The sequence below is a fragment of the Bacillus cereus group sp. MG1 genome (genome assembly GCF_040460035.1).
In the GTDB taxonomy this organism is placed as follows: domain Bacteria; phylum Bacillota; class Bacilli; order Bacillales; family Bacillaceae_G; genus Bacillus_A; species Bacillus_A cereus.
Genome location: NZ_JARVGY010000003.1, coordinates 11770 through 37196, shown reverse-complemented (window position 1 = coordinate 37196; position 25427 = coordinate 11770). Strand labels below are relative to the sequence as shown.

Here is a 25427-nt window from a genome sequence, read left to right as displayed (position 1 = left end):
AGACCGCCCTTAAGTAAAATATTGTATTTCTGCATTAGGAAAAAACTCATTTATATAACCTCTTATCGTTTCTTCCAATACTGCTGCATCATCCTTTTTATATACATATTTTCCGATGGTTTTGGAAAACGATGCTGAATCAATTCAAACGTTAAATTTGGTATTGTCATATCTTTGTCGCTCAAATAGTTTACGGTTCCTTCTTCCCATTCTTCATGCATTTAAATTGGCGCAACTATAAAATCAAGTGGATATTCAAGTGCCTTTCGTTCAAAGTAAACGAGCTTTGGCATAAATGGTCTCATATGCTTTTCGCCCTCTCGTTAGTATGGGGGACATTAAAGTTTTCCCCCCAGTAACTTGCGTTGCAAGTTACTGGGGGTTATAATTTGGATAACAGCTACCTTGCAACGCAAGTTACCTGAGTAAAAGGTGGTGAAATCATGCACAGCCAAATGTTAAAAGGTGTACTAGAAGGTTGCATCCTATACATCATTTCACAAGAAGAAGTGTACGGATATGAACTGAGCACAAAATTAAATAAACATGGCTTTACATTCGTAAGCGAAGGAAGCATCTATCCGTTATTATTACGTATGCAAAAAGAAAAATTGATCGAAGGCACATTAAAAGCTTCCTCACTCGGTCCGAAGCGAAAATATTATCACGTAACCGATAAAGGATTAGAACAGCTTGAAGAATTTAAACAAAGCTGGGGGATGGTTTCAACGACCGTAAACAATTTATTACAAGGAGAGTGATGGGGATGAAGGCGAAAGATTTAATCGAATTAAATAACCAAAAGCGTAAATTATTAACTACAGAAAATGAAATTGCCTATAGTGACATGTTAATATACATCCGCTTAGCTAAAGTGCCAGAATACCACGCAGAAGAACTGCTAATTGAAATTCTAGATCACCTTATTGAAGCCCAGCAAGAAGAAAAAAATGCTTATGATATTTTTGGAGACGACTTACAGGCGTACTGTGACGAGTTAATTGCCGCCCTACCGAAGCAAAGTTTATGGGAACAATTATCAATTCCTTTATTTATAACTTGTTACCTGCTAGCAATATACTTTGCTATTTCGTCCGTAATTGCATTTGTATTACCCTTATTTGCAGATAAAGCACGTTTTAAATTTGTACACATTGATTTCATTTATCTGCTTGTATTTACATTATCCGTACATCTTATGATACGTTTTGTCTTCGATTTTATTAACACTGATTTATTTAAAAATAAAACAACTATTTGGAGGCATATAGGAAGCTTTTTAATACGTCATAGCCTATGGATGCTATTAATCGGTATTTCCTTTTTATTTATAAAAAATCCCTATACTACATTACAAGTTTCACCTTGGACCGGTACTTTGCTTGCCATCTCTTGCTATGTACTATATAAACTTTTCTTCAAAAAAGAATACTTGGACTTTAAAAAGGAGTGACGAGGTCATGACTGAAAAAGAAATGGTTCAGTTAAACAATAAAAAAAGAAAGTTATTAACACCTGAAAACGAAGCTGCTTATGGTGATATGCTTATTTATTTACGCCTTACTAGCGTTCCACAAAAACAAATGGAAGAATTACTTTTAGAAATATTGGATCATCTTTTAGAAGCGCAAGAAGACGGTAAAACTGCGCATGATATTTTCGGAGAGGATTTAAAAGCTTACTGCGATGAATTAATTAACTCTTCGGAACATCAAAATTCTTTCCAACAAGCTGCCGTTATTGGGTTTGCAGTTAGTTTATTATTAGCTGTTCAAATTGGATACGATACATTCACTACTCTTATGCAAAAACTATTTTCAAATACAAACACTTCAGGAATTCCATTTAGTATTCCCGGAACAATATTATCTGCTATTGTTTTAACAATTGGTGCTTTCATAACTTTTTCTTTATTTAGACGTTTCTCTTTTACAATATTAGTTTCCTGGAAACAAAAAGCACTTCTCTTATTATCGGTATTTATACCTTTTGTCTTATCAGTTTTTGCAAACGTATTTTTCAAAACAAAACCATACTTATTTTATAACTTGTCTATTTTGCAAGGTGCTCTTATTACACTTTCTTTTTATATTTTGTACAAATTTTTATATAAAACATCTAAATTTTAACAGCCCTTCAAAAGGCTGTTTTTTCTTCTGTCTAATTTTACAAATTGAAAAATTTCATAAAGAAAATAAGAAAAATGCAAAATAATTAAAGTTAATTGTTGACGTGATGCTTTTATTATCGGTATCATAAATCTTCGTGAGCAATTATTTTTCGTTATACGATTTTTTTATTATTACTGAATTTTTGAGAGGAGAAATTAGATGTCAGTTAAGAAGAAAACGCAAGTACGCACCGGCAAAATGGTACGTGAACTAATGTTAGCAGACGAAGATGTAAATGCTTCGCTAATTATGGTATATAGTGAAAACGGTGTAAACGCAGAAATTAAAATCGAGGGCTTAACGCCGAAATGTAACGAAGAATTATTTTTGAGCGGAAACGTGGATTGGAACAAGAGTGTTATTTATAAAATTGTTGATTTCACTGGAAACGCTGAAGTTGGTAAAGTTACATTAACAGCGATGAACAAAAACAATGTTTCTCTAGAAATTGAACGCGTTATGTGGAGTAAAGAAAATAAAGAAGCTGCCGAGCAAGAAGAAACACAGGTAGAAGCAGCACCGAAAAAAGAAGTAGTTGTAGAAGCTCCAAAAGCAATTACGCCTGCTCCTAAGCCTGTTACGCGTGTGGAAACACCTGCTATGGCACCTAAGCCTACTCCGGTACCGACACCGAAGCCAGTAAGCGTAGAAGCAGCTGTAGAACTAGTTACTCCAGCGCCTGTAAAAAAAGCAGTCCCTACTCCAGTTACAAAGCAAGAGACAGCACCGGTTGCTCCTGCAAAACCGAAGCAGCCTGCTTTGACTGAAACAAATTCAAAACTACAAGAAAATTATGTTAAACTCGTGAAAAAGACAATTGAAGTTTGTCAAGATTACGAGCTTGGCATCGACATAGATGATTCTATTGAAAGCTTAAAAGAAGAACTACAAAGCCAAGGTATTAGCGTTACATTTGACAAAGAAATTATGGACGTTGTAAGTCGCCTTCGTTCTTTACAAGATAAAGGAATCAAAGTAGAAAAAGTACTTAATTTACTATAAAAAAATAAGAGGTGGCTATCGCCACCTCTTATTTTTTATAATTCCACTCATTACTTTCATACTTTTCTTTCGCTAACGTTTGAACTTCATGTAACTGTTCTTCTGTTAATTCATATGGAACAAGTTCTACATCCAATCCTTTTTCAAAGCCAACTTCAAACGCTTTAATTAACTGTTCTATCGTAAATGTACGGTCTGTTAATTCATTAATTGCTACTGCTTTAGAAGAGAACATACTCTTCATACGTTCCTTAACACGTTCATTTGGGAATAAAAATAGATCATATAGTTCATCTAAATCAATTTCTAATGGAATCGATCCATGCTGTAAAATAACACCTTTTTGACGTGTTTGAGCACTACCAGCAATTTTTCGTCCTTCCACTACAATTTCATACCAAGATGGTGCATCAAAACATACGCCTGAACGTGGATTTTTTAAATTTTCACGATCTGCTTCTGTTTTTGGAACTGCATAATATGCTTCTAACCCTAATGCCTTAAAACCATCTAATAAACCTTGCGAAATAACACGATACGCTTCTGTAACTGTTTTCGGCATATTCGGATGATCTTCAGACACAATAACACTATACGTTAACTCTTTGTCATGTAGTACACCCCTGCCGCCTGTTTGACGACGAACGAATCCATATTTCTTTTCGTTAACTACATCCATATTAATATCTTTTTCAACACGTTGAAAATACCCAACTGTTAATGTTGGTACTTCCCATTCATAAAAACGAATTGTTGGTGGCATTTTCTTTTCACTTTGCCAATTTAATAAACATTCATCTAACGCCATATTAAATGCCGGTGAACATTGACCAGAGTTAATATAACACCATTTTTCTTTTCCCATCCTGCACCTCATATAACCAATTATTTTTCACATTCTCTAGTCTACCAAATTCGACAAAATTTGTGAAAGAATACGAAATTTCTTCTTATATGCAAATGAATCTGTTGCATAAATACATAAGGGCATTATAATATTGAAAGTAGGATAAGAAAAAAGGGAGCGATAGAATCGTGTCAACAACTTGGATTATTTTATTAGCCGTAATCGTAGCATTTATCGGCTACACTGTATGGATGTACTTCTATCAGAAAAAATTAATTAAAACTCTTACAGAAGAAGAATTTCGCGCTGGCTACCGTAAAGCACAGCTTATCGATATTCGTGAAGCAGACGAATATAACGCAGGGCATATTTTAGGTGCACGTAACATTCCGTTATCACAAATTCGCCTTCGCCATAAAGAACTTCGTCAAGATCAACCTGTTTACTTATATTGCCAAAGCGGATTCCGTACAGGTCGTGCAGCGCAATACTTAAAAAAACAAGGCTACAAAGATTTCTACCAATTACAAGGTGGATTTAAATCTTGGACAGGCAAAATTAAAAAGAAATAATAACATACAAAAAACTAGCTGAATAAATCAGCTAGTTTTTTCATTTCATCTTATTCGCAATGTATAATAAATTCTGCTTGATTACCTTTTCATCGTTCTCTTCTACATTCCGATACAGCAGTTGATATTCAATTCCTTTCTCTTTCCATATAAGCGTAGCAAATTCGTCACCACGTTCATAATCATCTTTATTTTTAAAATAAGCAGACGTTCCATTATTCAGTTTCATTTGTTCTTGAAATCGCTTCTCTTCCACAAGATCCGGAAAACTATAAGGAAAGTTCGCGACATTTAACTCAATATACTCATTTCTACCTGACTCCTTCTGTTTATATTTAATCGTTAAGACAATGTTCTTTTTCCCAAGCGTTCTTACTTCCCCCTTCACATCACTTGTAATGTCGTACGGTAAAAACGTTGGAACTTTAAACTTCACCGGAAAATATTTTGGAAGTTCCTTTAGCGGAATAGGATCCGTAACACGATCCATAGCTCCTCCTGTTGTTCCCACAAAGTGTTTTTCTTCTTGCATCGTTTGCTGAAACGAACACGAACTAAGCATGAAACTAGAAAACACGAAACAAATGATTCTTTTTTTCAATTTGTTTCCGCCCTTTCATACCGCTCTCTTAACGAACGAAGCGTTGATATTCTCTTCATATTCGCTTTGTCACCAAACTCCACCTTTGAAAACTTTCCACGTTATTCTCACACATTTTGACAACACTTTTTGCAAACAAAAAAGACCCCTATCATTCTTACGCCCAAGTGAAAAGGTTACGCGAATAAAAAGAAGTCTTATTAATACCATAGTTTGTGAAAAGCTTTTCAGGTCAAGATTTTTTCTTTCTTATTATTTTCCCTTTATAATAAGGGAAAGAGGTGATACATATGGCCAATATAAAACAAATTGCTAAAACTGCTGGTGTATCGATATCAACTGTTTCTCGTGTCCTGAATAATCACCCTTACGTAAAAGAAGAAAAGCGTAAGCGTGTTCTAGATGCTGTTGAAGAATTAAACTACGCAAAAAATATAAATGCTGTCCATTTAATAAGAGGGAAAACATATACAATTGGCGTTATGCTTCCTTTCATTAACCTCCCCTACTTCAGTACGATTATTGAAGGAATCGGAAACGAAGCGTTAGCTGCCGGATATCACATTAATTTATGTCAAACGAATTACGATAGCATTGAAGAAATTCGTGTTCTTGAAATGATGAAAATGAAACAATTTGATGGGATGATTATTTGCTCCCGAACGAGCTCTTGGGAACAAATCGAACCTTTTGCAAAATTTGCCCCTATTATTTCATGTGAAAAAATGAAGCATCCCCTCATTTCATCCATCTACGTAGATCATTATGAAGGTTTCCGTCTCGGTACTACCTATTTACTAAGTAGAGGCCATGAAAAAATCGGAATTTGTTTAGCAAGAAAAACAAGTGTAAATTCCATGGAGCGCGAAAAAGCGTTCGCCGATACACTTCGTAACGAAGGGAAAACGTTGCATCCTGAATGGATTTTCCACCAATGCTATACAATGCAGGACGGAGCACAAATACTCCATCATATTTTAAATATGAAAAATCGTCCAACTGCTATTTTCACAGCGAACGATCAAGTTGCAGCTGGTTTATTAACAGAGGCTCGAAAACATGGTATTCGAGTACCTGAAGACCTTGCTATCCTTGGATTTGATAATCATGAAATTTCAAAGGCATTAGAAATTTCCACAATTGAACATCCCGGTCTCGCAATGGGCTCACATGCTTTTTCTTTATTCCATAAGCAGATCCAAAGCGAGCAAATTGTCGGCAGTGCAAAAGAACTTTCATTCCATTTAATTGAGCGAGAGACTGTCTAAAAAGAGCGTTACCTATAACGCTCTTTTTCAACTCTTCACCTATTGACATTATATTTTTCATCCCCTACCTAACGAACGGTAGGTAGGGGATGAAAATGACAGCAAACCGCATTAAAGCTGTAGCACTTTCTCATTTCGCACGCTACGGCTATGAAGGAACTTCATTGGCAAATATTGCTCAAGAAGTTGGGATTAAAAAACCATCGATTTACGCACACTTTAAAGGAAAAGAAGAGCTATATTTCATATGCTTAGAATCTGCTCTTCAAAAAGATTTGCAGAGCTTCACAGGCGATATCGAAAGCTTTTCCAATTCGTCCACTGAAGAATTGCTTTTAAAATTATTAAAAGGGTATGCAAAACGATTTGGTGAAAGTGAAGAATCAATGTTTTGGTTACGAACTTCTTATTTTCCGCCTGATGCATTTCGCGAACAAATTATTAATAAAGCAAATGTACACATTGAAAACGTCGGAAAACTTTTATTCCCTGTATTTAAAAGAGCAAGCGAACAAGATGAGCTGCATAACATTGAAGTAAAAGACGCCTTAGAGGCTTTTCTATGCTTACTCGACGGTCTTATGGTTGAACTATTATACGCAGGTTTAAATCGTTTTGAGACACGTTTAGACGCTTCTTGGAAAGTATTTTGGCGCGGACTTTCAAACTGACGGATTGCCCTTTGCAATGCGTCGTTTTTAAGCCCTTTACCTAACGACTGGTAGGAAGGAGAAATGACATATGGCATGGATTTATGTAATCATCGCTGGTATTATTGAAATCTTTTGGGTGATTGGACTAAAAAAAGCAGAGGCACCACTTGAATGGGCTGGTGTTGCTCTATTAATTACAATTAGTTTCGTCTTATTATTTAGAGCTTATAAAGATTTACCTGTCGGCACTGTATACGCAGTCTTTACAGGAATCGGAGCTGGTGGAATCGTTCTTACAGAGATTTTCATCTTCGGAGAACCTTTCTCTATCGTAAAAGTTTTATTAATCGGTTTAATCTTCTTCGGAGTAATTGGTTTAAAACGAGTAACAGAAGAAAAAGAAGCGAAGGAGGCCGCATAAAATGGCTTGGGTATTTTTAATTCTAGCTGGTATTTGTGAAATTATTGGTGTACTCTTTATGAAAGTAGCCACTGAAAAGAAAGGCTGGGCACCAAAAGTTATTTTAATCGCTAACTTCGGCGTAAGCTTCTTCTTATCTCTTGCGATGAACACATTACCGATGGGAACTGCTTACGCAATTTGGACTGGAATCGGAACTGCTGGAAGTGCACTTCTAGGCATTCTCATTTTCCGAGAATCAGCGGATTGGCGTCGTCTTGCTTTCTTAAGCTGCATTTTATGCGGCGCTGTTGGCTTAAAACTATTAAGCTAACGTGAGGTGAATGTCATGTGGAAAGAACAAGGAAAGAAAATATTAGCATGGATCACACTTTGTATCGTCATTCTATTACAAATAAGTTTTCATATAATAGAATCATTGTTTCATAAAGTATTATCCATTCTCACATTCCTTCCTAACATGACACTTGAAATTATATCGATTGTTTGGTCCATTATCGCCTCCATTGCAATCGTCATTATATGGAGTATCGCCAAACTATGGAATAAGTTATTTAAAAAGGACAGTACTTCTGAAAAAGAGTAACTGTCCTTTTTTATATTCATTCAGACTTTCTGTAGAAGTTAGATGTGATAAGACAAAACAGACCAATTATAACAATACTTATACCAATTCCTTTATGCAAATTAGGAAACGGTGATGGTATGTCTGAATAAAAATTTGATAACAAAAGACCTATTGACAAAAATAATACTCCTATTTCAAATAACAATTTTCGTTTCCCCATTGTTCCCCCTCCAATTTTTTTCATACATTCCTTTCTTTTGGACATACTACCCAAAAAAAGGAGTGGATAATATGCAAAATTCTATACATAAGCAAATCCTATTTTTATTTTTCCTATTTCTTATTCTCATCATCGTTTTCAGCTTTATATTACATACTCCGAAAGATGTGCCAAATAGCGTTTCTTTTTATAAACTACTGCTCTCGTATTGTCGTTATTGAAGAAGGTGCCTTTTATAGGGCACCTTTTAAAATTCTCTCTTCTCATACAATTTCACTGAAACGAAGATAGATGCTATGAGCATACATATTGAACCAATGAATAACAAGGTATTATATAATTGAATTTGTTCCAAGTTGATTTGAAACAAAGTTTCTAAAATAACAATCGGCGCCATGAATATTACTATTGTAATAAGAATAGTTTTTTTATATCCTAACCAAAAAGATATTGGTAGAACAAAGCTTAAATACACTAAAATAAAGCTAATACTAGCAAGCAATGTCGTTTCAATAAATTCAAATAGGTTAATCCCATTCTTCATTCCCATCGTGAAACAGCTGACCGTTACACTTATAAAAAGAATAATAATTGCTACTATATATTTCGCATACACAATTTGTTTTCTCAATATTGGTAAACTATTTACTATAACTTCACTCTCATTTTTACTATCTGCTTCAAATGTTTTTACTGTTGCCCCAATTGTAATAATTACTGACATAATGATGAATAAATTTTCCGTATCTGTTAAGGCCATATAAAAGAAAACAGGATACAGTATGTACCAAATTAAAAATTTCCATTGAATGATGAAATCTTTTAAAATTAGTTGCTTGATCATGTATTACACCTCCTAATATGAAAATGTCCCTTCTATAACTCTGCCTCCTGAAACATTTTCATTGAGAGGAACAATGATACGAATATACTCACTAATACTCCGACACCAAGAACACCCATTGCTTGTGTAGCCTCTTGAGAGTGAAGTACTTTTAACATAATTGTTTTATCACCAAAAATATTGCACATAAGACCAATCATACCCATTAAAGGAAAAAGCATAATCAAATTCAAGACAGTAATAACTTTATATCCCCCAATGTAATTAGTCGGTATCGTTACTGCACAATAAATCAAAGTTGCTACTATTGCTGAAAATATTGCATATCCAGGCATAACTATATCTCTGTTCAATAAAATATTTCCTAATATTACGACTATAAAAGTTACACTCAAACCAGCCATAATAAATAATGTGCTTGAAATATATTTAGCTATAATTATCTCTTTTCTCGTTATAGGCAAACTCACTAATACTTTTTCTGCTTTACTTTTCTCGTCATAATAAAAAGAAATATATATAATCGTACTACATGTTATAAATACTCCTATTGCAATCCCCATTGGTTCGACGGAATTCTTAAAAATAGATAAAATGGGGATTAAAAAATAGAAAGGAAACATCTTCTTCTGTAAAAAAAACTCCTTCAAAATCAACTGTTGCATATGAATTCTCCTCTCTATAAATCACGCGTTTCATAAATTTTAATTGTAAGAAGCATAGAAACGATATAGACACTAGCTAGTGTGATTAATCCAACTATAAATATGCCAAAATGTAATGGATTCATAATCCAATCAATGAATGATGCCGTAGCACTTTCTCCGTCACCAATAAACATTCCAACAATAACACCTATTCCAGCGGCTCCACCTGTAAATATTCCACGTACTACTTTTGATTTTGTCCCATAATAACTCGGGAATAATGCTGTAATATAAACTAAAGAATATACAGCACCTCTGACTACTACATACCAAGGAATTTCAATATACAAATTGGGATGATAAGCTCCAATATCACCAATGACAGCGATACCTCTTATAAGAAAAACAACTAGCGTAGTAGAAATCATGCCACCTACAATAAATATTACACCCGAAATATATCTAGCAATAATGATATCCTTTCGTCCAACAGGTAAACTATTTATAATAACATCACTTTTATTTTTTTCATCCATCGCTATTAGTATCATAGAAGATGATATCGTTATGAGTAAGCAACTCATTGGAAATAACAATTCACCATCTGGATCTAATCCAAAGAAAACAAGAGGCATAATAAAATACACTAACCACATAACCCGAAAAAAGAACAAATCTTTATAGATTAGCTGACGCATAGACACCTCTCCCTTTCGCAGTGTAAACGATAATGTCATCTAATGTAGCCTTTTCTAGTACAACCTCATTTCCAAACCAATCGATAATTCCTTGTTTATCCTTCGCTAAACCTTCAAAACCAAACTTATTTTTTCGTAATCCAACAAATAGTTCTTTTCCTTCTCGGTCTAATAAATCATTACTTCCTTTTACGATTACGTAGTTCTCCATTAAGTCTTCTTTTTCACCAGTAAATATAATTTCTCCATCATTGATGAACGTAACATAATCTGCAATGCGCTCTAAATCTGTTGTAATGTGCGTTGAGAATAATACGGATACTTCATCTTCCATTACAATTTCTTGCAACATATCAAGTAATTCACTTCGAACAACTGGATCTAACCCTGCTGTCGGTTCGTCCATAATAATAAACTCTGCGTGGTGCGAAAGTGCGATTGCAATCGCAAATTTCATTTTCATTCCTTTTGATAATTCTTTAATTTTTTTATACTTTGGAACTTGTAATCTATGCATATACGATTGATACTGCTCTTCGTCCCACTTTTTATATAACGGTGCAATAATACGCTTCATTTGTTCACACGTTAAATCTTCGTAATAATGATTTTCATCATATACAAAGCCGATATTTTGTTTTATTTCCTTTTCAGCTTTCTTATTGTCCTTGCCAAAAATTTTTATATCTCCGTTATCTTTTTTAATTAAATTCATAATCATTTTGATCGTCGTACTTTTCCCGGCCCCATTCGGTCCGACAAACCCCATAATATATCCGCGTGGTAACGTAAAACTTATATTTTTCACTGCGAAACCTTCATAACTTTTACAAACGTTTTTTAACTCTAACATCTCTCTCATTCCCCCTTATATAAAAACGCAATCATCTGCTGTAATTCTTCAAGTGAAAGCTGCAACGCTTTACTTTCATTCACAATCTCTTCCGCTTTACTTTCCAATAGGCGAAGCCTTTGTTCTTTTAATAGTTCATTATTTTTACGTGAAACATAAGTCCCCTTCCCAGCAACAGTTTCTATATATCCTTCTTTTTCAAGCTCCTCGTATGCACGCTTCGTTGTAATGACACTAATTTGTAATTCCTTCGCTAAGCTACGAATAGACGGTAATTGATCTCCACCCTTTAAACCGCCATTTAAAATAAGCTGGCTTAATTGTTTTCTTATTTGCACATAAATAGGGTCTTGGGAAGAATTCGAAATAATAATATTCATGTTTTCCTCCAGTTTGTGTATATACTGTGTATACCTTATATATACAGTATATACACACCATCCTATTTTTGGCAAGAAAAAAAGACCAACATTTTCCTGTTGGTCTTTCGTATATGTATCACTTTTCAAAGCGATCTAACATCTCGTCTCTCATTCCGAAACTTACTACTGCAATTCCTATATACATAAACAGAAGGAATGCCGGATGAACTGTGTTGTACCAGCTGCTGTCAACGATTAAGTAAATCGTTAATGCCACAACAAGAACAAACGCTAAGATAAACATATAAAAGTGTCTTGTACTACCCATGATAAACTCCTCTCTTCTCACTTCACCATTCAACAGTTTATTTTATCGAATAATTCGATATGACTCAAGGTTAACTTTCTGTTATGTAATCAAGTTCCACCTTTACAATGTCCTCACATGCTATTGAAATGATTGTTCCTTGTTTATCAATCGCCGTCACTTCTCTATTATCCATTACACGATTTGCTACTCTTTCTAACACTTTTCCTTGGTCTCGATAGCAAAATTCTTTTACATCTTTAATTGTTTCTCCATTTTCTAAATGGTATACCATTCTATAACATCGATATCCCACACTTTCACCCCCGTCTTGTTCGTTTTTTCACATATACATAAAAATGAGTAATCTTTGCCTCATCACATCTTCTTAATTTCAATAAAATTCTAACAAAAATAAATACTTTTATCAAACCGACTTTTTCAACAAAACTACCTATAAAACTACACCTTTACACCATTAGGAAACAAAAAACATATTTTTTTAACATTTTCTTCACTATTTCTGCATAAAGTGAAACTTTAATCAGTGGGGATTTTTGTTCATCCCCACTGATTATTAGTTGAACCAATCGGGCATTTACGGACAGTTTATCTCCCACCTGTCTTCTTTGCAGCAGCTAAGTTTTAAGTTGAGAGTTTACTGTCCGTTAATGCGGGACAAATTATCCATACAAAAAAAGAACCCGCCTCAGCGAGTTCTTCTTTTGTTATTTTAATCAAACTTGTACAGGAGCTGGCTTCGCATAACGTAAAACTGGTTTACGTGCAGCCATCGTTTCGTCTAAACGTTTAATGACTGTCGTATGCGGTGCTTCTTGTACAACTTCTGGATTTTCTTCTACTTCTTTAGCGATTTGAATCATCTTATCAATGAAACCATCTAATGTTTCTTTTGATTCTGTTTCTGTCGGCTCAATCATAATACATTCTTCCACATTTAATGGGAAGTAAATTGTTGGTGGATGATAACCGAAATCAAGCAGACGTTTTGCAATATCTAATGTACGTACACCAAGTTTCTTTTGACGACGACCTGATAATACAAATTCATGTTTACAATGTCTATCGAATGGAAGATCGTAGAATGGCGCTAATCTTCTCATCATATAGTTCGCATTTAATACAGCATACTCAGTTACTGCACGCAATCCATCTGGACCCATAGAGCGAATATACGTGTATGCACGAACGTTAATTCCGAAGTTACCATAGAATGGTTTCACACGACCAATTGCTTCTGGACGGTCGTAGTTGAAGTGATAACCATTTTCGGTTTTCTCTAAAATCGGTTTTGGTAAGTACGGAATTAAATCAGCTTTCACACCTACTGGACCAGAACCTGGGCCACCACCGCCGTGAGGACCTGTAAATGTTTTATGAAGGTTTAAATGCACAACGTCAAATCCCATATCTCCTGGGCGTGCTTGGCTTAATACCGCATTTAAGTTTGCACCATCATAGTATAATTTACCGCCTGCATTATGGACGATTTCTGCCATTTCTAAAATATTTTCTTCGAATAGACCTAATGTATTAGGATTTGTTAACATAAGTGCTGCTGTTTCTTCGTTTACAACACGTTTTAAGTCTTCTAAGTCAACAAGGCCATTTTCATTTGATTTTACTGTAATTGTTTCAAAACCAGCTACAGTTGCAGATGCTGGGTTCGTTCCGTGAGCAGAGTCAGGCACAATTACTTTCGTACGGTTAAAGTCACCATTCGCTTCATGGTATGCACGAATTAACATTAAACCTGTCCATTCTCCGTGTGCACCAGCTGCTGGTTGTAAAGTAACAGTATCCATACCTGTAATTTCAATTAAATGCTCTTGTAAGTCGTACATTAATTCCATTGCACCTTGTACTGTCTTTTCATCTTGCAACGGATGAATATTTGCAAATCCTGCGAAACGAGCTACACTCTCATTAATTTTCGGATTATATTTCATCGTACAAGATCCAAGTGGATAGAATCCAGAATCCACACCGTGGTTACGGTTTGAAAGTGCTGTATAGTGGCGCATAATATCAAGTTCAGATACTTCTGGTAGCTCTGCATCTTCTACTCGAATATAATCGCTCTCAAACACATCTTCTAGTTTCACTTCTTCTACATCTAATTTGGGTAAGCTATATCCTATGCGTCCTTCTTTACTCACTTCAAAGATAAGTGCTTGGTCTTGGTTCTTCATTGGATAGCCCCCATTTCGTTTACAAGTGTGTCAATTTCCTCTTTTGTACGAAGCTCAGTTACTGCTACAAGCATATGGTTTTCATGCTCTTTATAATCACGGCCTAGATCGTAACCACCGATAATATTCTTTTGTAATAATGCATCGTTTACTTCTTTCACTGGACGTTTGCAATCTACAACAAACTCATTGAAGAATGGTCCAGCAAATGTTACTGTGAAGCCTTTCGCTTCAAATTGACGTTTTGCATATTGTGCTTTAGAAATGTTTTGACGTGCCATTTCTTTCACACCTTGTTTGCCAAGTGCCGTCATTGCAACAGAAGCTGCTAGTGCATTTAACGCTTGGTTTGAACAAATGTTAGATGTCGCTTTATCACGACGAATATGCTGTTCACGTGCTTGTAACGTTAATACAAATCCACGTTTACCATCTGAATCTACAGTTTGTCCAACAAGACGTCCTGGAATTTTACGCATAAATGCTTTCGTTGTTGCAAAGTAACCACAGTGCGGTCCACCAAACTGCGTTGGAATACCGAATGGTTGTGCATCACCGATTACAATATCAGCACCAAATTTCCCTGGTGGTGTTAATGCGCCTAATGATAATGGATTTGAAGAAACGATAAATAATGATTTTTGTTGATGAACGATTTTTTCAATATCAGCTAATTTTTCAACTTGTCCGAAGAAGTTTGGATATTGAACGATTACACAAGCAACTGTATCATCTACTTCACTTTGTAATACGTCTAAATCTGTTACACCATCTTTATGATTAATTTCAACAACTTCAAGATTTTGACCTTTTGCATACGTTTCAAGTACTGCTCTTGATTCTGGATGAACCGCGCTAGATACAAGAATTTTCTTTTTGCGAGTATGGCCAGCTGCTAACATTGCCGCTTCAGCTAAAGCTGTCCCCCCGTCATACATAGAAGAGTTTGCTACATCCATTCCTGTTAATTCACAAATCATTGTTTGGAATTCAAAGATTGCTTGTAATTCCCCTTGTGAAATTTCCGGTTGGTATGGTGTGTAAGCTGTATAAAATTCTGAGCGAGAAATAACATGATCTACAATTACTGGAGCATAATGATCGTATACGCCTGCTCCTAAGAAAGAAGCGTATTCTTTTAAGTTAGCATTTTTACTAGCCATTTGAGATAGCTCTTTTAAAAGCTCTGGCTCTGATTTTGCTTCTTTAATTTTTAAATCCCCTTTAAAACGAACACTCTCTGGAATATCAGAGAATAATTCATCGATCGTTTGAACGCCGATCGTTTGTAACATTTCTTTTTTGTCTTCTTCTGTCATTGGAAGATAACGATGCAACATGAAATCTACCCCTCTCCCCGTTACTTTGAACGTTTGTAAAATGGTGTTGGAACAACTACTGCTTTGACGCGTTTATTACGAATTTCAATTTCTACTTCTGTATCAACTGCTGCGTATTTTACATCAATTAGTGCTAAACCAATGCTTTTCTTTAACGTTGGAGATTGTGTACCACTCGTTACTTCCCCAATTTTTTCTTCACCAATAAATACAGGGTAATGCGTACGAGGAATTCCACGTTCGATTACTTCGATGCCGACTAATTTACGAGGCGCACCGTTTTCTTTTTGCTCTTTTAACGTTGCTTTTCCAAAGAAGTCTGCTTCTTTATTTGTTTTTACCGCAAAGCCAATTCCAGCCTCAATCGGTGTAATATCTTTTGATAATTCTTGTCCATAAAGTGGTAATGTTGCTTCGAATCGAAGTGTATCACGAGCACCTAAACCACATGCTTTTAAGCCCTCTTCTGCTCCAACTTCAAGAAGTTTCTCCCAAAGTTTTGCAGCATCTTCACTCTTACAGTAAATTTCGAATCCATCTTCACCTGTGTAACCTGTACGAGATACAAGTGCTGGAATTCCATCTACAAGAATATCGTTTTTAAATTTAAAGAACTTAATTTCTTTCAAATCTTCTGACACAACTTTTTGTAAAATGCCTTCTGCTTTTGGTCCTTGAATTGCAAGCTGTGCAACTTCACTAGAAACATTGACTACTGTCGCATCGCCAATTACATGACTTGCTAACCATTCGTAATCTTTCTCGATATTTGATGCATTGATTACTAATAAATAGTCTTCTTCACCACGTTTGTAGATTAATAAATCATCTACTGTACCACCATTTTCGTAGCACATAGCTGTATATTGTGCGCCCCCTACCTTTAAGGTAGATACGTCATTTGTAACAACACGTTGTAAAAATGCTAAACTATCTACACCTTTTACTTCAACTTCTCCCATATGAGACACATCGAACAAACCTGCAGCTGTACGTACAGCTTCGTGTTCTTCTTTAATGCTTGAAAATTGAACTGGTAATTCCCAACCACCGAAGTCGATTGTTTTTCCACCATACTTCGCGTATACATCAAATAACGGTGTACGTTGTAATGTAATCATGCTCTCTCCCCCTTATGCTTTGACAAATCAATAAAAGTTGCTTCCCTTTTCTAAACATTTTCATTCTGAAAAGATAGGATATACGGAATCTCATTATATTTTTTTATGAAAGCGTAAATAAAAAATCACTTTCTTGGATAAAATACGAAAGATTCCACACATTTCACACCATTATCCTAACATCATTCGCTATATTTCATCAATATTCTAGCATAAAAAATAATTTAGAATTTTTTATGTTAAAACACAATAAATACAGCTTTTGAGATTTAATACTTTATTATTGTCTATCATATAGCCTTTAATAACGATAATTATGCCTTCTTTTAAGGCAAATCATCATACATTAAAAAATAATTACTTTAGTTTATAAAAGGTGGGAGAGTTGTAATGAATGTCGATATTTCCGTAGATCGGACATGGCAAAACAATTTTTTAAATAGAATTGACGAAGATGGTCCTTGGACAAACTGGGATTTATATCACTTAGCTTATGAAACAGAAAAATCGTTACTTGTTCCTACTTTTGATGGACTACAAGCACCGAAACATTTATCCCATTTCACACCGCTTCCGCATCAATTAGAAGTCGCTCAAAATGTGATTGAACAAATGAACGGTAAAGCGATTCTAGCAGATGAAGTAGGCCTTGGAAAAACAATCGAAGCTGGACTTATTTTGAAAGAATACATGGTCCGCGGGCTTGTGAAAAAGGTACTTATACTTGTCCCAGCTTCTCTCGTATCACAATGGGCATACGAACTGAATACAAAGTTTTTCATTCCCGCTGTAGCACAAAAGAAAAGCTACTCATGGGAACAAGCTGACGTAATCGTATCATCAATTGATACTGCGAAACGTTCACCACATCGCGATATCGTGTTGAACTTGGAATATGACCTTATTATTATCGATGAAGCACATAAACTGAAAAATAATAAAACAAAAAACTATGAATTTGCACAACGATTAAAAAAGAAGTTTTGTTTATTACTAACCGCTACTCCTGTTCAAAATAAGATTGATGAAATTTTTAACCTTGTTTCTTTATTAAAACCAGGACATTTAGGCAATCAATCCAACTTTGAAGAATATTACGCTTCCAAAAATCGCTCAGCCGAATCAGATGAAGACTTAAAAGCTCTCATTAATAAAGTAATGGTGCGAAATAGACGACATAATACCGGTATCGATTGGCCGAAGAGACATGTACGTACAATTTTTGTTGAGTTTAATGAACAAGAACAAGCTCTATATAATGATATCGAAAATTGGCGAGGACAAGACGCCTTCACATCTGCTTTCTCATCGTTAACTTTAAAACGGGAAGCGTGTAGTAGTCGTGAGGCTGTTTACTATTCATTGAAAAAGCATGTAGAAAAAAAACAGAAAGAAAACGAACATTATATAAAAGATCCACATATCGATGTGCTAATGGACAAAATTAATCATATTCCTTTCAACTCAAAAGCAAATAAAGCTCTTGAGCTTATAAAAGAAATTGACGATAAAGTCGTTATCTTCACAGAATATCGAGCGTCACAAATGTACTTACAATGGTTTTTACAACAACACGGTATTTCTTCCGTTCCATTCCGCGGCGGGTTTAAACGCGGGAAGAAAGATTGGATGAAGGAGCTTTTCCAAAACCACGCACAAGTATTAATTGCAACTGAAGCTGGTGGTGAAGGGATTAACTTACAGTTTTGTAGCCATATGATCAATTATGATTTGCCATGGAATCCAATGCGTCTTGAGCAAAGAATCGGACGTATTCACCGTCTCGGTCAAAAAAATGATGTTCATATTTATAACTTAGCTACAAAGCATACTGTTGAAGAACATATTCTGAAACTGTTATATGAAAAAATCAACTTATTCGAGCGTGTTATTGGTGAACTCGATGAAATTTTAACGAGAATTAATATGAAAAACATCGACGCGCACATTCAAGAAATTTTCGCGCAATCAAAGAGCGAAGGTGAAATTAGAATTAAGATGGAAAACTTAACATCTATTATCGACTTTGCGAAACGAAATGAAGCTGAGGTGCAAGGCTATGCAGCAACATGAAATTCATAATTACTTATACAATTTCTTTGAGGCGAATAACTGTGAAATTTTAGAACGTTCTCCTCATTTATTAGATGTACAGTTAACAATTGAGATGGATAAATTATTAATGAATCGCCCTTTTTATTGGCACTATCTTGAGAAAACAGGAGGCGTACCGAATCCGATGCGCCTTACTCTTATTACAAATCCAGAAAATGAAGAAAATGATGGTGAGCTTATTCACTACGGTTCACCACGTCTACATCAAATTTTCCAAACGACAAAAGAATTAGGCTCATACATACGTTTATATGAGGATGTAAGACATAATGGGTCAACACATACACCGCTCCACCCTTGGCTCGGTATTAATATAAAAGTTTCCTATCAATGTGATCGAAAAAAAGACATCCTTCACTCGATTGGTATTCATCTCATTTCTGGAACAATGATGGCAAACTTTCATGAAACATTAACAAACATTAAACTTACACCAAAAATACCTGATTTTTGTTTTACGCTCTCGCCCATCATTAAACCTCAAAGTGGTTTACAACGCATAGAAGACGCTTTAAAAAATATAATTGCAGAAGATGACCATACGTGGGCAAAAGAAGCAAGAGTGCGTTGGAATCATGATTTAGACCTTTTAAACCGTTTTTATGAAGAAAGTGACGAACTTCCTGAGAGCTATGAAATTGAAAAACAAGCTCTGCAAGAACAGTATGAACCACGTATTACAGTGCAAATTATTAACGGTGGACTCTTTTATGTTACCGCGAATCATTTTCTATCGAAATAAAGCTCCTTCTGCTTTAGAAGGAGCTTTATTTCGAGTTATTCTCTATCCTCATTACGCTCTTGTTGTTTTTGCTTTGCCATGCGTTTTTGATACGCACGATCCTTCGCGCTCACATGATTTGCATCAGTTGGAAGATTTTCTTTCGAACGTCCAATTCCATTGCTCATCTTTCCCACTCCTTTTTACGTTTTTCAGAATACATGTTTATTTTCAGCTAGAGTTACAATCCTTATACAAAAAAATAAGAGCAGCCATTGGCCACTCTTACTCGCTCACATATTTTTGAAACATATCATGGATGCCTTTATTTACTAGGTTCGAGATCTGCTCGTCAGATTTATTCGGATAACGATCACGCAATCTGATAGATGCCTTCACCATTAAATTTTCTAATACAGAACGGCCACCTTCTCCATAAATAATTTCAGCATATTTAACAAGCCTTCCATCCTCTACTGTTGCTGGATTATGATTGAAGAAAAATTTACTCATTGTCTCCACCTCTCTATTTTGATAACGTTTACATTTATATAGATTATTTATGTTATTTATTTCACAATATTGTATGCATGTATATTTAATTAGTTTCATTATAAAGCAACATATCGATAGTAAATATGTGATTTTCCGTCCATTTTGTGAACAAATTAAAAATGAAAGCGTTTCCTTTATTATATACTAAAAAAACTTACTACGCTAGGGGCAATTTTTTTCAATCTACTCTCCCCTCGAAAATTGATATATTTTTTCTTTTCCCATTAAACCTTATACAATTTTCAGAAATTATATTATAAAATATATGTATGACTTAAGGAGGCTTTGTATGAATCAAAATAAAAAAGCTATATTAGATCTTGTCTTTTATCTCGTAATCCCATTCCTCATTTGGAAATTTGCAAAACCTTATATCGATCCTTATTACGCGATGTTACTTTCCTCTGTTCCGGGGATTATTTATACACTGTATACCTTTAAAAAAGAAAAACAGTTTAACGTGACAGGGTTCTTTATTTTAATTACACTCATTTCTAATACAACGGTAGATTTATTATCTGGGTCAGCTGAACGAATGTTGTGGAATGATGCATATTATCACATCGTACTCGGTATTATCGTCATATGTACAATTTTTATAAAGAAACCACTTATGTTATATTTCGCTGCGGATATTGCCGCACTGCAAGGCCATGACCGTGATAAAAGTCGTGAGCTTTATCGTGATAGTCGTATTTATCCAGCACTACAATATTTAACGCTATTTTTCGGTCTACAATTCATATTAAAAAGCTTCTTAAAAATTTATTTCATCTCTGTTTTCGGTGTAGATGGCTATGGTGAAATGAGAGCGATTATGACCGCTGTTGGATGGGGCATTTCCATTTGTATCGGAATTGGATTTGTTTGGGTAAATAATAAAATACATGCCGTTACGGAAGAACAAGAATCCGTGCAGTAAATAAAAATCCCCTAGTGTAATACGACACTAGGGGATTTTTGGTTTGTTAAACATATGACTAAAATTTAACTTGATTTTTTTCTTTTACTTTTTACATTTCGGTAAAACAAAGCAGCACTCAGCGGCATAACACCAAACCACTTATTCATAAATGGCTCTTTTTCAGCACGGCGTTGTTCTTTCTTTTGTTTTCGATCTTCTTTTGGAGCATCCATATACGACACAAACTGCTGCGTCACAAAGCGAACATAATCATTAGTAGACATATTATCATCACCTCTACTTGATTAGTATGTCCACTTTTTTATACATTAATCTTTTCCTTTAATTCATTCATAATTTGCTTTACAGACTTATTTGTCGTATCGATATGAATATGAGCCTCTTCATAATAAGCTCGGCGTGATTCAAATTTCTTTACGAATGCATCTATATCTTTCTTTTGAAATAGTGGACGTGTCGTATCTTCACGAAGCCTTTCTGCAATTACATGCGGATCACAATATAAATACACGACAGTTCCGTTCTCTTTCATCCACTTGCGATTTTCCGCTCGTTCAATAATTCCCCCACCAGTTGTAATAATAACATTATGGACTGGTAGCGCACGTAACATTTCGCTTTCATATTCCCGAAAAGCCATTTCGCCTTCTTCGGCAAAAATTTTTCGAATTGCCTTCTCTTGCTTCTCTTCGATTTTTTGATCAGTATCTACAACATCCATTTGAAGTTCTTTACTTAACGCTTTTCCAATTGTTGTTTTCCCTGCTCCCATGTAGCCGGTTATGTATATAGATTTCATTTCTTGTCCTCTCAATCGTCATTTATTAATTGTTATTATAACGAAAGATGCTACTTTGTTTAATAAAAAAACGTTTTGTTCTTATACTATGAAGAACAAAACGTAACACTCGCTTTTACTTATAAGTGCCTCTTCTCACCCACTGCGTTGCAATCCATTTCTCGCCTTTCGTTACAGGTGCCCCTCCGTGTAACGTAAGCTCGTTTAATGATTGATCTTGATAAAAATACTCAAAGTATACTGCCATTCCCTTTCTAGGGTGTACAGAAAGATTTAATTTTGGGAAGTACGTTTCTCCGCCTTCTTCTACATCATTTAAATACATTACAAGCGTACTAATACGATTGTTAGCAGCTGATCTACTATGTTCCGCAAAATAATCATAGTGTGCTTTATATTGTTGATCCACTTCATAATTTAAAATGTGCAATCCTTCACCATGCGACGCAGGAACATTCATGATAGATGAAATTCGTTTTTCAATCTTTGAAGTAAGTTCATTGTCTTCCAAAAATGCACCGCTACTTGTTCGAATATCATTTACATCACGTGCTGAACCAACTTTAGAACGTTTCATTTTATTTTTAGACATTTCAATTAATTCATCACACTCTTCATCACTTAGTACATTTGCTAATACGACAATAAGAGGTTCTTCGAATTTTGAAATAATGTGTATTTCTCTATCTTCTGTCATAATCGTATTTCCTTTATGATCAAAAATAGTTTGTTCCTTATTTTCACCTATTTGATTGTTGTTTGTCATTTCCCTATTCTCCCTAAAAATAATGATTGGATAGCATGAATATATCATATTCTTTCTACCTTTCTCTTTTTTGAGAAAATTTAAACTTTTAATCATTATATTTATCCATTTCTTCTAAAAAATCAATTCAATTTACAATAGGAAATCCTGGTTTATCTATATATATATTTTACATATTATCCTTCTATCCAATCGACTATTTTCCCATCCTTTTTTCTATACCGAAAACTCACCGTATAGAAAGCTTCCTGTTTGAGTGTACACTGCAAAGCAACGAGAATTAAATCATTTTCAAAGACATAATTTCCACTCGCTTCTCCCTTTTCATACTGAAAGAAAAATGTACCTTCTTTTTCTTTTTGCTGTAAGTCTTTTTTTATATCTGTAATAGATCGGTTAAGTAATTCATCCAATAAAAATTTTTGTTCTATTCCTATATAAAAATTTTTATCTGTAAACAACATATTTGTTTCGTATATAAAAAAAGAAGTTAATAAAATAAGAAAGATAATCGTTCCAGGCATTGTAAATCCCTTTTGCTTTCTCATACGTTTATTCCTATTTCGCTATATCGCATAACTACACCTTCATATATTTTCCCACTAGTATCTTTCACATTTATAATGAGTACATGAGGTGTTAGTTTGTAAGAAACCGTTCCAATATTTTGTAAAACGACTTCCCTCCCGCGCCTATTTACCTTTCTTATAAGACGACTATTCTCTTTTTCATACGATACTTCACTCCCATTACGCGATCGGAATTGTAAAATACTTTCTCCATTTTCAAATGCTAGCTGTTCTCCAGATGATACTTCACGAAACTCCAATTGCATTTGCCCTAAATATAGATACATCCCTTTTATTTGTTTTTTTATCCTTGTAAGTACCTTGTTATATCAGTGTTTTCCTTCATAACCTTTTCTAAATGTTTTATATCTTTTTCTACAAAGTGGGGCAAAGGTGGGGCGCAACTAAGAAAAAGGGGGCAAAAGAGCTGGGTTTTCATTCAGCTCTTTTTTATTGGAATTCTGGGACAACATACACTTTCACATAAACACCATTCTTCATTGCAAACTGTTCTAAAGTTTTTTGCCTGTATTCCGTTACGGTAAAAAAATGAACGATTGGCACCTTACCATTATACTTCTCCTTATAATAAGTAGTAAATTCACCATACCTATTCATTTTCTCACTGTTTATGTTCATCATTTGAGTGCGATCTATTTCCACAGCATTTAAAATTCCTTCTTCATCTCGGAATTTAACATCTGGAATAATTGTCTTCTTTTTATCATCTATTTTATAACGTATAGGTGTTTCTATCTGCCAGTCATCCGGACAGAACAGATAGAGCCAAGCTTCATTTCTCATAAGGCTGTGTGCTAGTCGAATTGTTGGTACTATTTTTTCTGTATCATCGAATAGCGCACGTCCTTTTTTATTTAAGTAATATACATATTCTTTTTTATACACTGTACTATTAACGAACGAGCCTAAATCCTTTAATATACGGTTTGCATTTCTAATGCCCCCTAAATCATGTATAGCCATTAAATGCCTACGTGTAGCAAATTTCAACTTTCTAATCGAGGTCAGAATCATCATCTGACGATTCAATTTGATGTGTGTTTGTATGTTCATGTTTCTCCACCTCATATTGTTTTAGTACATTCCACATCGTTTCATTAGAAATATAAGGCACTTGAATTTCTGTTAACCTATCCGTTTTAAACAAAGCGCGTCCAGGTATACTTTTAATCGATTCCAATCCACATTCATCTATAACCACTTGAGAAGCTGTCTGTGTTGGCAATCTAAACCCTAACTTCGCATCTGAATTTTGCTTAACTTGTCGCGGTAATGTGTCTCCAGTTGGATATTGTGTACAAAAAATCAATCTGAAGCCAAGCGCCCCGCCAATTCTTGCAATATAAGAAAGCATTCTCTGACAAGCAATTAACAACTTTTGTTGCTCTTTACTCATACTCTTATCTGGACAAAGCTCAGCACCTTCATCAACTATGATAAAATGTCGTTCTTTTATATTTGTTTCTACAACGTTTGTATAGTGCCTTTCCTTCATATAGCACATTTTTTCTTCCATCTTTTCAAGAATTGTATTTAAAACTTGAAACGCTTGAATCGGCTTTTCTGCTATAGACTCAACTTGCTTTAAATTTTGATATGGCCCGAATTCTAATCCACCCTTTAAATCAACAATGTATAAATGAGTATGGTCTGATTGTGCTGTAATAAGAGATGTCATTACATTCTTTAGAAAAACGGTTTTCCCCATACGTGTCAAACCACCTAAAGTCATGTGTGGTGTTTTATCAAAATCATGATAAATTAATTCTTCTAAACTTTGCCCTATAGGTACAAGCCATTTCCCTTGTTCAATTAATGTTTCAGACCATCTCCACTTATTAGGTATGTCTTTATGAAATACTCGAATGCTTAATTTATAATTATCGTAATGGATCCGAACAGGTTTGTTTAATCCCTCGCTTACAACGTCCTCAACCTTTTGAATAATTTTGCTTGGCATACCTACAGGTAAAGTGTAAATATATGTTGTGCTGCGATCATCATCAATTTGTTTTTGAAACGTAGGATAATGCAACTTATCGTCCCTTTTAATAGCAATCCCACTCACCTCAAAAAAGACTTGAATCTTCTTTTTGTCATCATCTTTTCGTTTGAACTTATCGCTTACTAATGCATAAGTTAGTGCTGCCGTGGGAACCAGTAGTAACTCCAACATAAACATTTCCCCCTTACATATCCTATAAGGATATCATTGCACTCTTTTGGAATATGACGGGACAAGGCTTTC

35 protein-coding genes and 2 pseudogenes are annotated in these 25427 nt (G+C 34.8%); 14 read left to right on the top strand and 23 right to left on the bottom strand.

Going from position 1 to position 25427, the window contains the following annotated elements; all coding sequences use genetic code 11:
• Positions 1-9 precede the first annotated feature (9 nt).
• Positions 10-254 (bottom strand): annotated as a pseudogene (locus tag QCI79_RS30040) (spore photoproduct lyase family protein); the annotation flags it as partial.
• A 189-nt stretch (positions 255-443) separates the two neighbouring features.
• Between QCI79_RS30040 and QCI79_RS30035 the strand changes: the two are divergent.
• The 4 genes from QCI79_RS30035 to QCI79_RS30020 all read left to right on the top strand — a co-directional run bounded on the left by QCI79_RS30035 (position 444) and on the right by QCI79_RS30020 (position 3173).
• On the top strand, positions 444-761 hold the full coding sequence (locus QCI79_RS30035) for a PadR family transcriptional regulator (RefSeq protein ID WP_000556083.1): 318 nt from the start codon (positions 444-446) through the stop codon (positions 759-761).
• A 5-nt stretch (positions 762-766) separates the two neighbouring features.
• Positions 767-1453: a DUF1129 family protein gene (locus QCI79_RS30030; RefSeq protein WP_002101316.1), complete on the top strand. Its 687-nt coding sequence runs from the start codon at positions 767-769 to the stop codon at positions 1451-1453.
• Between the two features lie 7 nt (positions 1454-1460).
• The gene (locus tag QCI79_RS30025; RefSeq protein WP_000136527.1) at positions 1461-2129 is read left to right on the top strand and encodes a DUF1048 domain-containing protein; all 669 of its coding nucleotides are present in this window, start codon (positions 1461-1463) and stop codon (positions 2127-2129) included.
• A gap of 201 nt (positions 2130-2330) precedes the next feature.
• Complete coding sequence (locus tag QCI79_RS30020) at positions 2331-3173, top strand: hypothetical protein (protein ID WP_000111900.1); 843 nt, start codon at positions 2331-2333, stop codon at positions 3171-3173.
• 28 nt (positions 3174-3201) lie between these two features.
• Here the strand turns inward: QCI79_RS30020 and QCI79_RS30015 are convergent, their stop codons facing one another.
• Complete coding sequence (locus QCI79_RS30015; protein WP_000514081.1) at positions 3202-4038, bottom strand: lipoate--protein ligase family protein; 837 nt, start codon at positions 4036-4038, stop codon at positions 3202-3204.
• A 170-nt stretch (positions 4039-4208) separates the two neighbouring features.
• On the opposite strand from QCI79_RS30015, the gene QCI79_RS30010 reads away from it, so the two are divergent.
• Complete coding sequence (locus QCI79_RS30010) at positions 4209-4592, top strand: rhodanese-like domain-containing protein (RefSeq protein WP_000108653.1); 384 nt, start codon at positions 4209-4211, stop codon at positions 4590-4592.
• Between the two features lie 40 nt (positions 4593-4632).
• On the opposite strand, the gene QCI79_RS30005 is transcribed toward QCI79_RS30010, so the two are convergent.
• Entirely contained in the window at positions 4633-5169 is a 537-nt protein-coding gene (locus QCI79_RS30005; RefSeq protein ID WP_031303141.1) for a hypothetical protein, read from the bottom strand.
• Positions 5170-5483: 314 nt separating this feature from the next.
• Between QCI79_RS30005 and QCI79_RS30000 the strand changes: the two genes are divergently transcribed.
• From QCI79_RS30000 to QCI79_RS29980, 5 genes are all read left to right on the top strand, one after another.
• Complete coding sequence (locus QCI79_RS30000) at positions 5484-6461, top strand: LacI family DNA-binding transcriptional regulator (RefSeq protein WP_021727697.1); 978 nt, start codon at positions 5484-5486, stop codon at positions 6459-6461.
• 89 nt (positions 6462-6550) lie between these two features.
• On the top strand, positions 6551-7132 hold the full coding sequence (locus QCI79_RS29995; protein ID WP_002005730.1) for a TetR/AcrR family transcriptional regulator: 582 nt from the start codon (positions 6551-6553) through the stop codon (positions 7130-7132).
• Positions 7133-7202: 70 nt separating this feature from the next.
• Positions 7203-7535 carry a DMT family transporter gene (locus QCI79_RS29990; RefSeq protein WP_000312339.1) on the top strand — a complete coding sequence of 111 codons (333 nt, stop codon included), beginning with the start codon at positions 7203-7205 and terminating at the stop codon, positions 7533-7535.
• A 1-nt stretch (position 7536) separates the two neighbouring features.
• Positions 7537-7848 (top strand): DMT family transporter, encoded by a 312-nt coding sequence (locus tag QCI79_RS29985; RefSeq protein ID WP_021727696.1) that lies wholly within the window; start codon positions 7537-7539, stop codon positions 7846-7848.
• A gap of 15 nt (positions 7849-7863) precedes the next feature.
• Positions 7864-8121: a DUF3975 family protein gene (locus tag QCI79_RS29980; protein ID WP_000265427.1), complete on the top strand. Its 258-nt coding sequence runs from the start codon at positions 7864-7866 to the stop codon at positions 8119-8121.
• A gap of 16 nt (positions 8122-8137) precedes the next feature.
• Here QCI79_RS29980 and QCI79_RS29975 read toward each other — a convergent pair whose 3' ends face one another.
• From QCI79_RS29975 to gcvT, 11 genes are all read right to left on the bottom strand, one after another.
• On the bottom strand, positions 8138-8323 hold the full coding sequence (locus tag QCI79_RS29975) for a hypothetical protein (RefSeq protein WP_000518066.1): 186 nt from the start codon (positions 8321-8323) through the stop codon (positions 8138-8140).
• A 247-nt stretch (positions 8324-8570) separates the two neighbouring features.
• Positions 8571-9167, bottom strand: coding sequence for an ABC-2 transporter permease (locus QCI79_RS29970; RefSeq protein WP_000595346.1), 597 nt, complete (start codon positions 9165-9167; stop codon positions 8571-8573).
• A gap of 32 nt (positions 9168-9199) precedes the next feature.
• Positions 9200-9832: an ABC-2 transporter permease gene (locus QCI79_RS29965; RefSeq protein ID WP_001186565.1), complete on the bottom strand. Its 633-nt coding sequence runs from the start codon at positions 9830-9832 to the stop codon at positions 9200-9202.
• A 14-nt stretch (positions 9833-9846) separates the two neighbouring features.
• Complete coding sequence (locus QCI79_RS29960; RefSeq protein ID WP_001249425.1) at positions 9847-10512, bottom strand: ABC-2 transporter permease; 666 nt, start codon at positions 10510-10512, stop codon at positions 9847-9849.
• Complete coding sequence (locus tag QCI79_RS29955) at positions 10493-11365, bottom strand: ABC transporter ATP-binding protein (RefSeq protein WP_000891304.1); 873 nt, start codon at positions 11363-11365, stop codon at positions 10493-10495. The genes QCI79_RS29960 and QCI79_RS29955 overlap by 20 nt, the downstream gene beginning before the upstream one ends.
• A gap of 5 nt (positions 11366-11370) precedes the next feature.
• Positions 11371-11745 (bottom strand): GntR family transcriptional regulator, encoded by a 375-nt coding sequence (locus QCI79_RS29950; protein ID WP_001021353.1) that lies wholly within the window; start codon positions 11743-11745, stop codon positions 11371-11373.
• A 118-nt stretch (positions 11746-11863) separates the two neighbouring features.
• The gene (locus QCI79_RS29945) at positions 11864-12055 is read right to left on the bottom strand and encodes a hypothetical protein (protein ID WP_000535933.1); all 192 of its coding nucleotides are present in this window, start codon (positions 12053-12055) and stop codon (positions 11864-11866) included.
• Between the two features lie 70 nt (positions 12056-12125).
• The gene (locus QCI79_RS29940) at positions 12126-12329 is read right to left on the bottom strand and encodes a DUF3929 family protein (RefSeq protein WP_000262496.1); all 204 of its coding nucleotides are present in this window, start codon (positions 12327-12329) and stop codon (positions 12126-12128) included.
• Positions 12330-12771: 442 nt separating this feature from the next.
• Positions 12772-14247, bottom strand: coding sequence for an aminomethyl-transferring glycine dehydrogenase subunit 2 (gene gcvPB / locus QCI79_RS29935; RefSeq protein WP_000795702.1), 1476 nt, complete (start codon positions 14245-14247; stop codon positions 12772-12774).
• Entirely contained in the window at positions 14244-15587 is a 1344-nt protein-coding gene (gene gcvPA, locus QCI79_RS29930) for an aminomethyl-transferring glycine dehydrogenase subunit 1 (protein WP_000903240.1), read from the bottom strand. The genes gcvPB and gcvPA overlap by 4 nt, the downstream gene beginning before the upstream one ends.
• A gap of 20 nt (positions 15588-15607) precedes the next feature.
• Positions 15608-16708 carry a glycine cleavage system aminomethyltransferase GcvT gene (gene gcvT / locus QCI79_RS29925; protein WP_000631769.1) on the bottom strand — a complete coding sequence of 367 codons (1101 nt, stop codon included), beginning with the start codon at positions 16706-16708 and terminating at the stop codon, positions 15608-15610.
• 390 nt (positions 16709-17098) lie between these two features.
• Between gcvT and QCI79_RS29920 the strand changes: the two genes are divergently transcribed.
• Together QCI79_RS29920 and QCI79_RS29915 are read left to right on the top strand one after the other, a co-directional pair.
• Positions 17099-18781, top strand: a complete 1683-nt coding sequence (locus QCI79_RS29920) for a DEAD/DEAH box helicase (RefSeq protein ID WP_001100036.1) — start codon at positions 17099-17101, stop codon at positions 18779-18781.
• Positions 18768-19565, top strand: a complete 798-nt coding sequence (locus QCI79_RS29915) for a YqhG family protein (RefSeq protein ID WP_001183966.1) — start codon at positions 18768-18770, stop codon at positions 19563-19565. Before QCI79_RS29920 ends, QCI79_RS29915 begins: the two co-directional genes overlap by 14 nt.
• A gap of 35 nt (positions 19566-19600) precedes the next feature.
• Here QCI79_RS29915 and QCI79_RS29910 read toward each other — a convergent pair whose 3' ends face one another.
• Both QCI79_RS29910 and QCI79_RS29905 read right to left on the bottom strand, forming a co-directional pair.
• On the bottom strand, positions 19601-19732 hold the full coding sequence (locus QCI79_RS29910; protein ID WP_000064668.1) for a hypothetical protein: 132 nt from the start codon (positions 19730-19732) through the stop codon (positions 19601-19603).
• Between the two features lie 97 nt (positions 19733-19829).
• The gene (locus QCI79_RS29905; protein WP_000032702.1) at positions 19830-20057 is read right to left on the bottom strand and encodes a hypothetical protein; all 228 of its coding nucleotides are present in this window, start codon (positions 20055-20057) and stop codon (positions 19830-19832) included.
• 73 nt (positions 20058-20130) lie between these two features.
• On the opposite strand from QCI79_RS29905, the gene QCI79_RS29900 reads away from it, so the two are divergent.
• Positions 20131-20247 carry a hypothetical protein gene (locus QCI79_RS29900; protein ID WP_001987222.1) on the top strand — a complete coding sequence of 39 codons (117 nt, stop codon included), beginning with the start codon at positions 20131-20133 and terminating at the stop codon, positions 20245-20247.
• A 141-nt stretch (positions 20248-20388) separates the two neighbouring features.
• Positions 20389-21021 carry a VC0807 family protein gene (locus tag QCI79_RS29895; protein ID WP_001073111.1) on the top strand — a complete coding sequence of 211 codons (633 nt, stop codon included), beginning with the start codon at positions 20389-20391 and terminating at the stop codon, positions 21019-21021.
• A 65-nt stretch (positions 21022-21086) separates the two neighbouring features.
• On the opposite strand, the gene QCI79_RS29890 is transcribed toward QCI79_RS29895, so the two are convergent.
• From QCI79_RS29890 to QCI79_RS29860, 7 genes and pseudogenes are all read right to left on the bottom strand, one after another.
• Positions 21087-21287, bottom strand: a complete 201-nt coding sequence (locus QCI79_RS29890; RefSeq protein ID WP_000106083.1) for a YqzE family protein — start codon at positions 21285-21287, stop codon at positions 21087-21089.
• A gap of 38 nt (positions 21288-21325) precedes the next feature.
• On the bottom strand, positions 21326-21823 hold the full coding sequence (locus QCI79_RS29885; RefSeq protein ID WP_000836650.1) for a shikimate kinase: 498 nt from the start codon (positions 21821-21823) through the stop codon (positions 21326-21328).
• A 115-nt stretch (positions 21824-21938) separates the two neighbouring features.
• Complete coding sequence (locus QCI79_RS29880) at positions 21939-22589, bottom strand: 2OG-Fe(II) oxygenase (RefSeq protein WP_000183862.1); 651 nt, start codon at positions 22587-22589, stop codon at positions 21939-21941.
• Between the two features lie 176 nt (positions 22590-22765).
• Positions 22766-23137: a competence type IV pilus minor pilin ComGG gene (comGG, locus tag QCI79_RS29875; protein ID WP_001231273.1), complete on the bottom strand. Its 372-nt coding sequence runs from the start codon at positions 23135-23137 to the stop codon at positions 22766-22768.
• Positions 23134-23460: pseudogene (locus tag QCI79_RS29870) on the bottom strand (competence type IV pilus minor pilin ComGF); the annotation flags it as partial. The gene comGG and the pseudogene QCI79_RS29870, both read right to left, overlap by 4 nt.
• Before the next feature lie 148 nt (positions 23461-23608).
• Positions 23609-24232 carry a replication-relaxation family protein gene (locus tag QCI79_RS29865; RefSeq protein WP_023901143.1) on the bottom strand — a complete coding sequence of 208 codons (624 nt, stop codon included), beginning with the start codon at positions 24230-24232 and terminating at the stop codon, positions 23609-23611.
• Entirely contained in the window at positions 24174-25355 is a 1182-nt protein-coding gene (locus QCI79_RS29860; RefSeq protein ID WP_021727693.1) for an FtsK/SpoIIIE domain-containing protein, read from the bottom strand. The genes QCI79_RS29865 and QCI79_RS29860 overlap by 59 nt, the downstream gene beginning before the upstream one ends.
• Between the last annotated feature and the right edge of the window lie 72 nt (positions 25356-25427).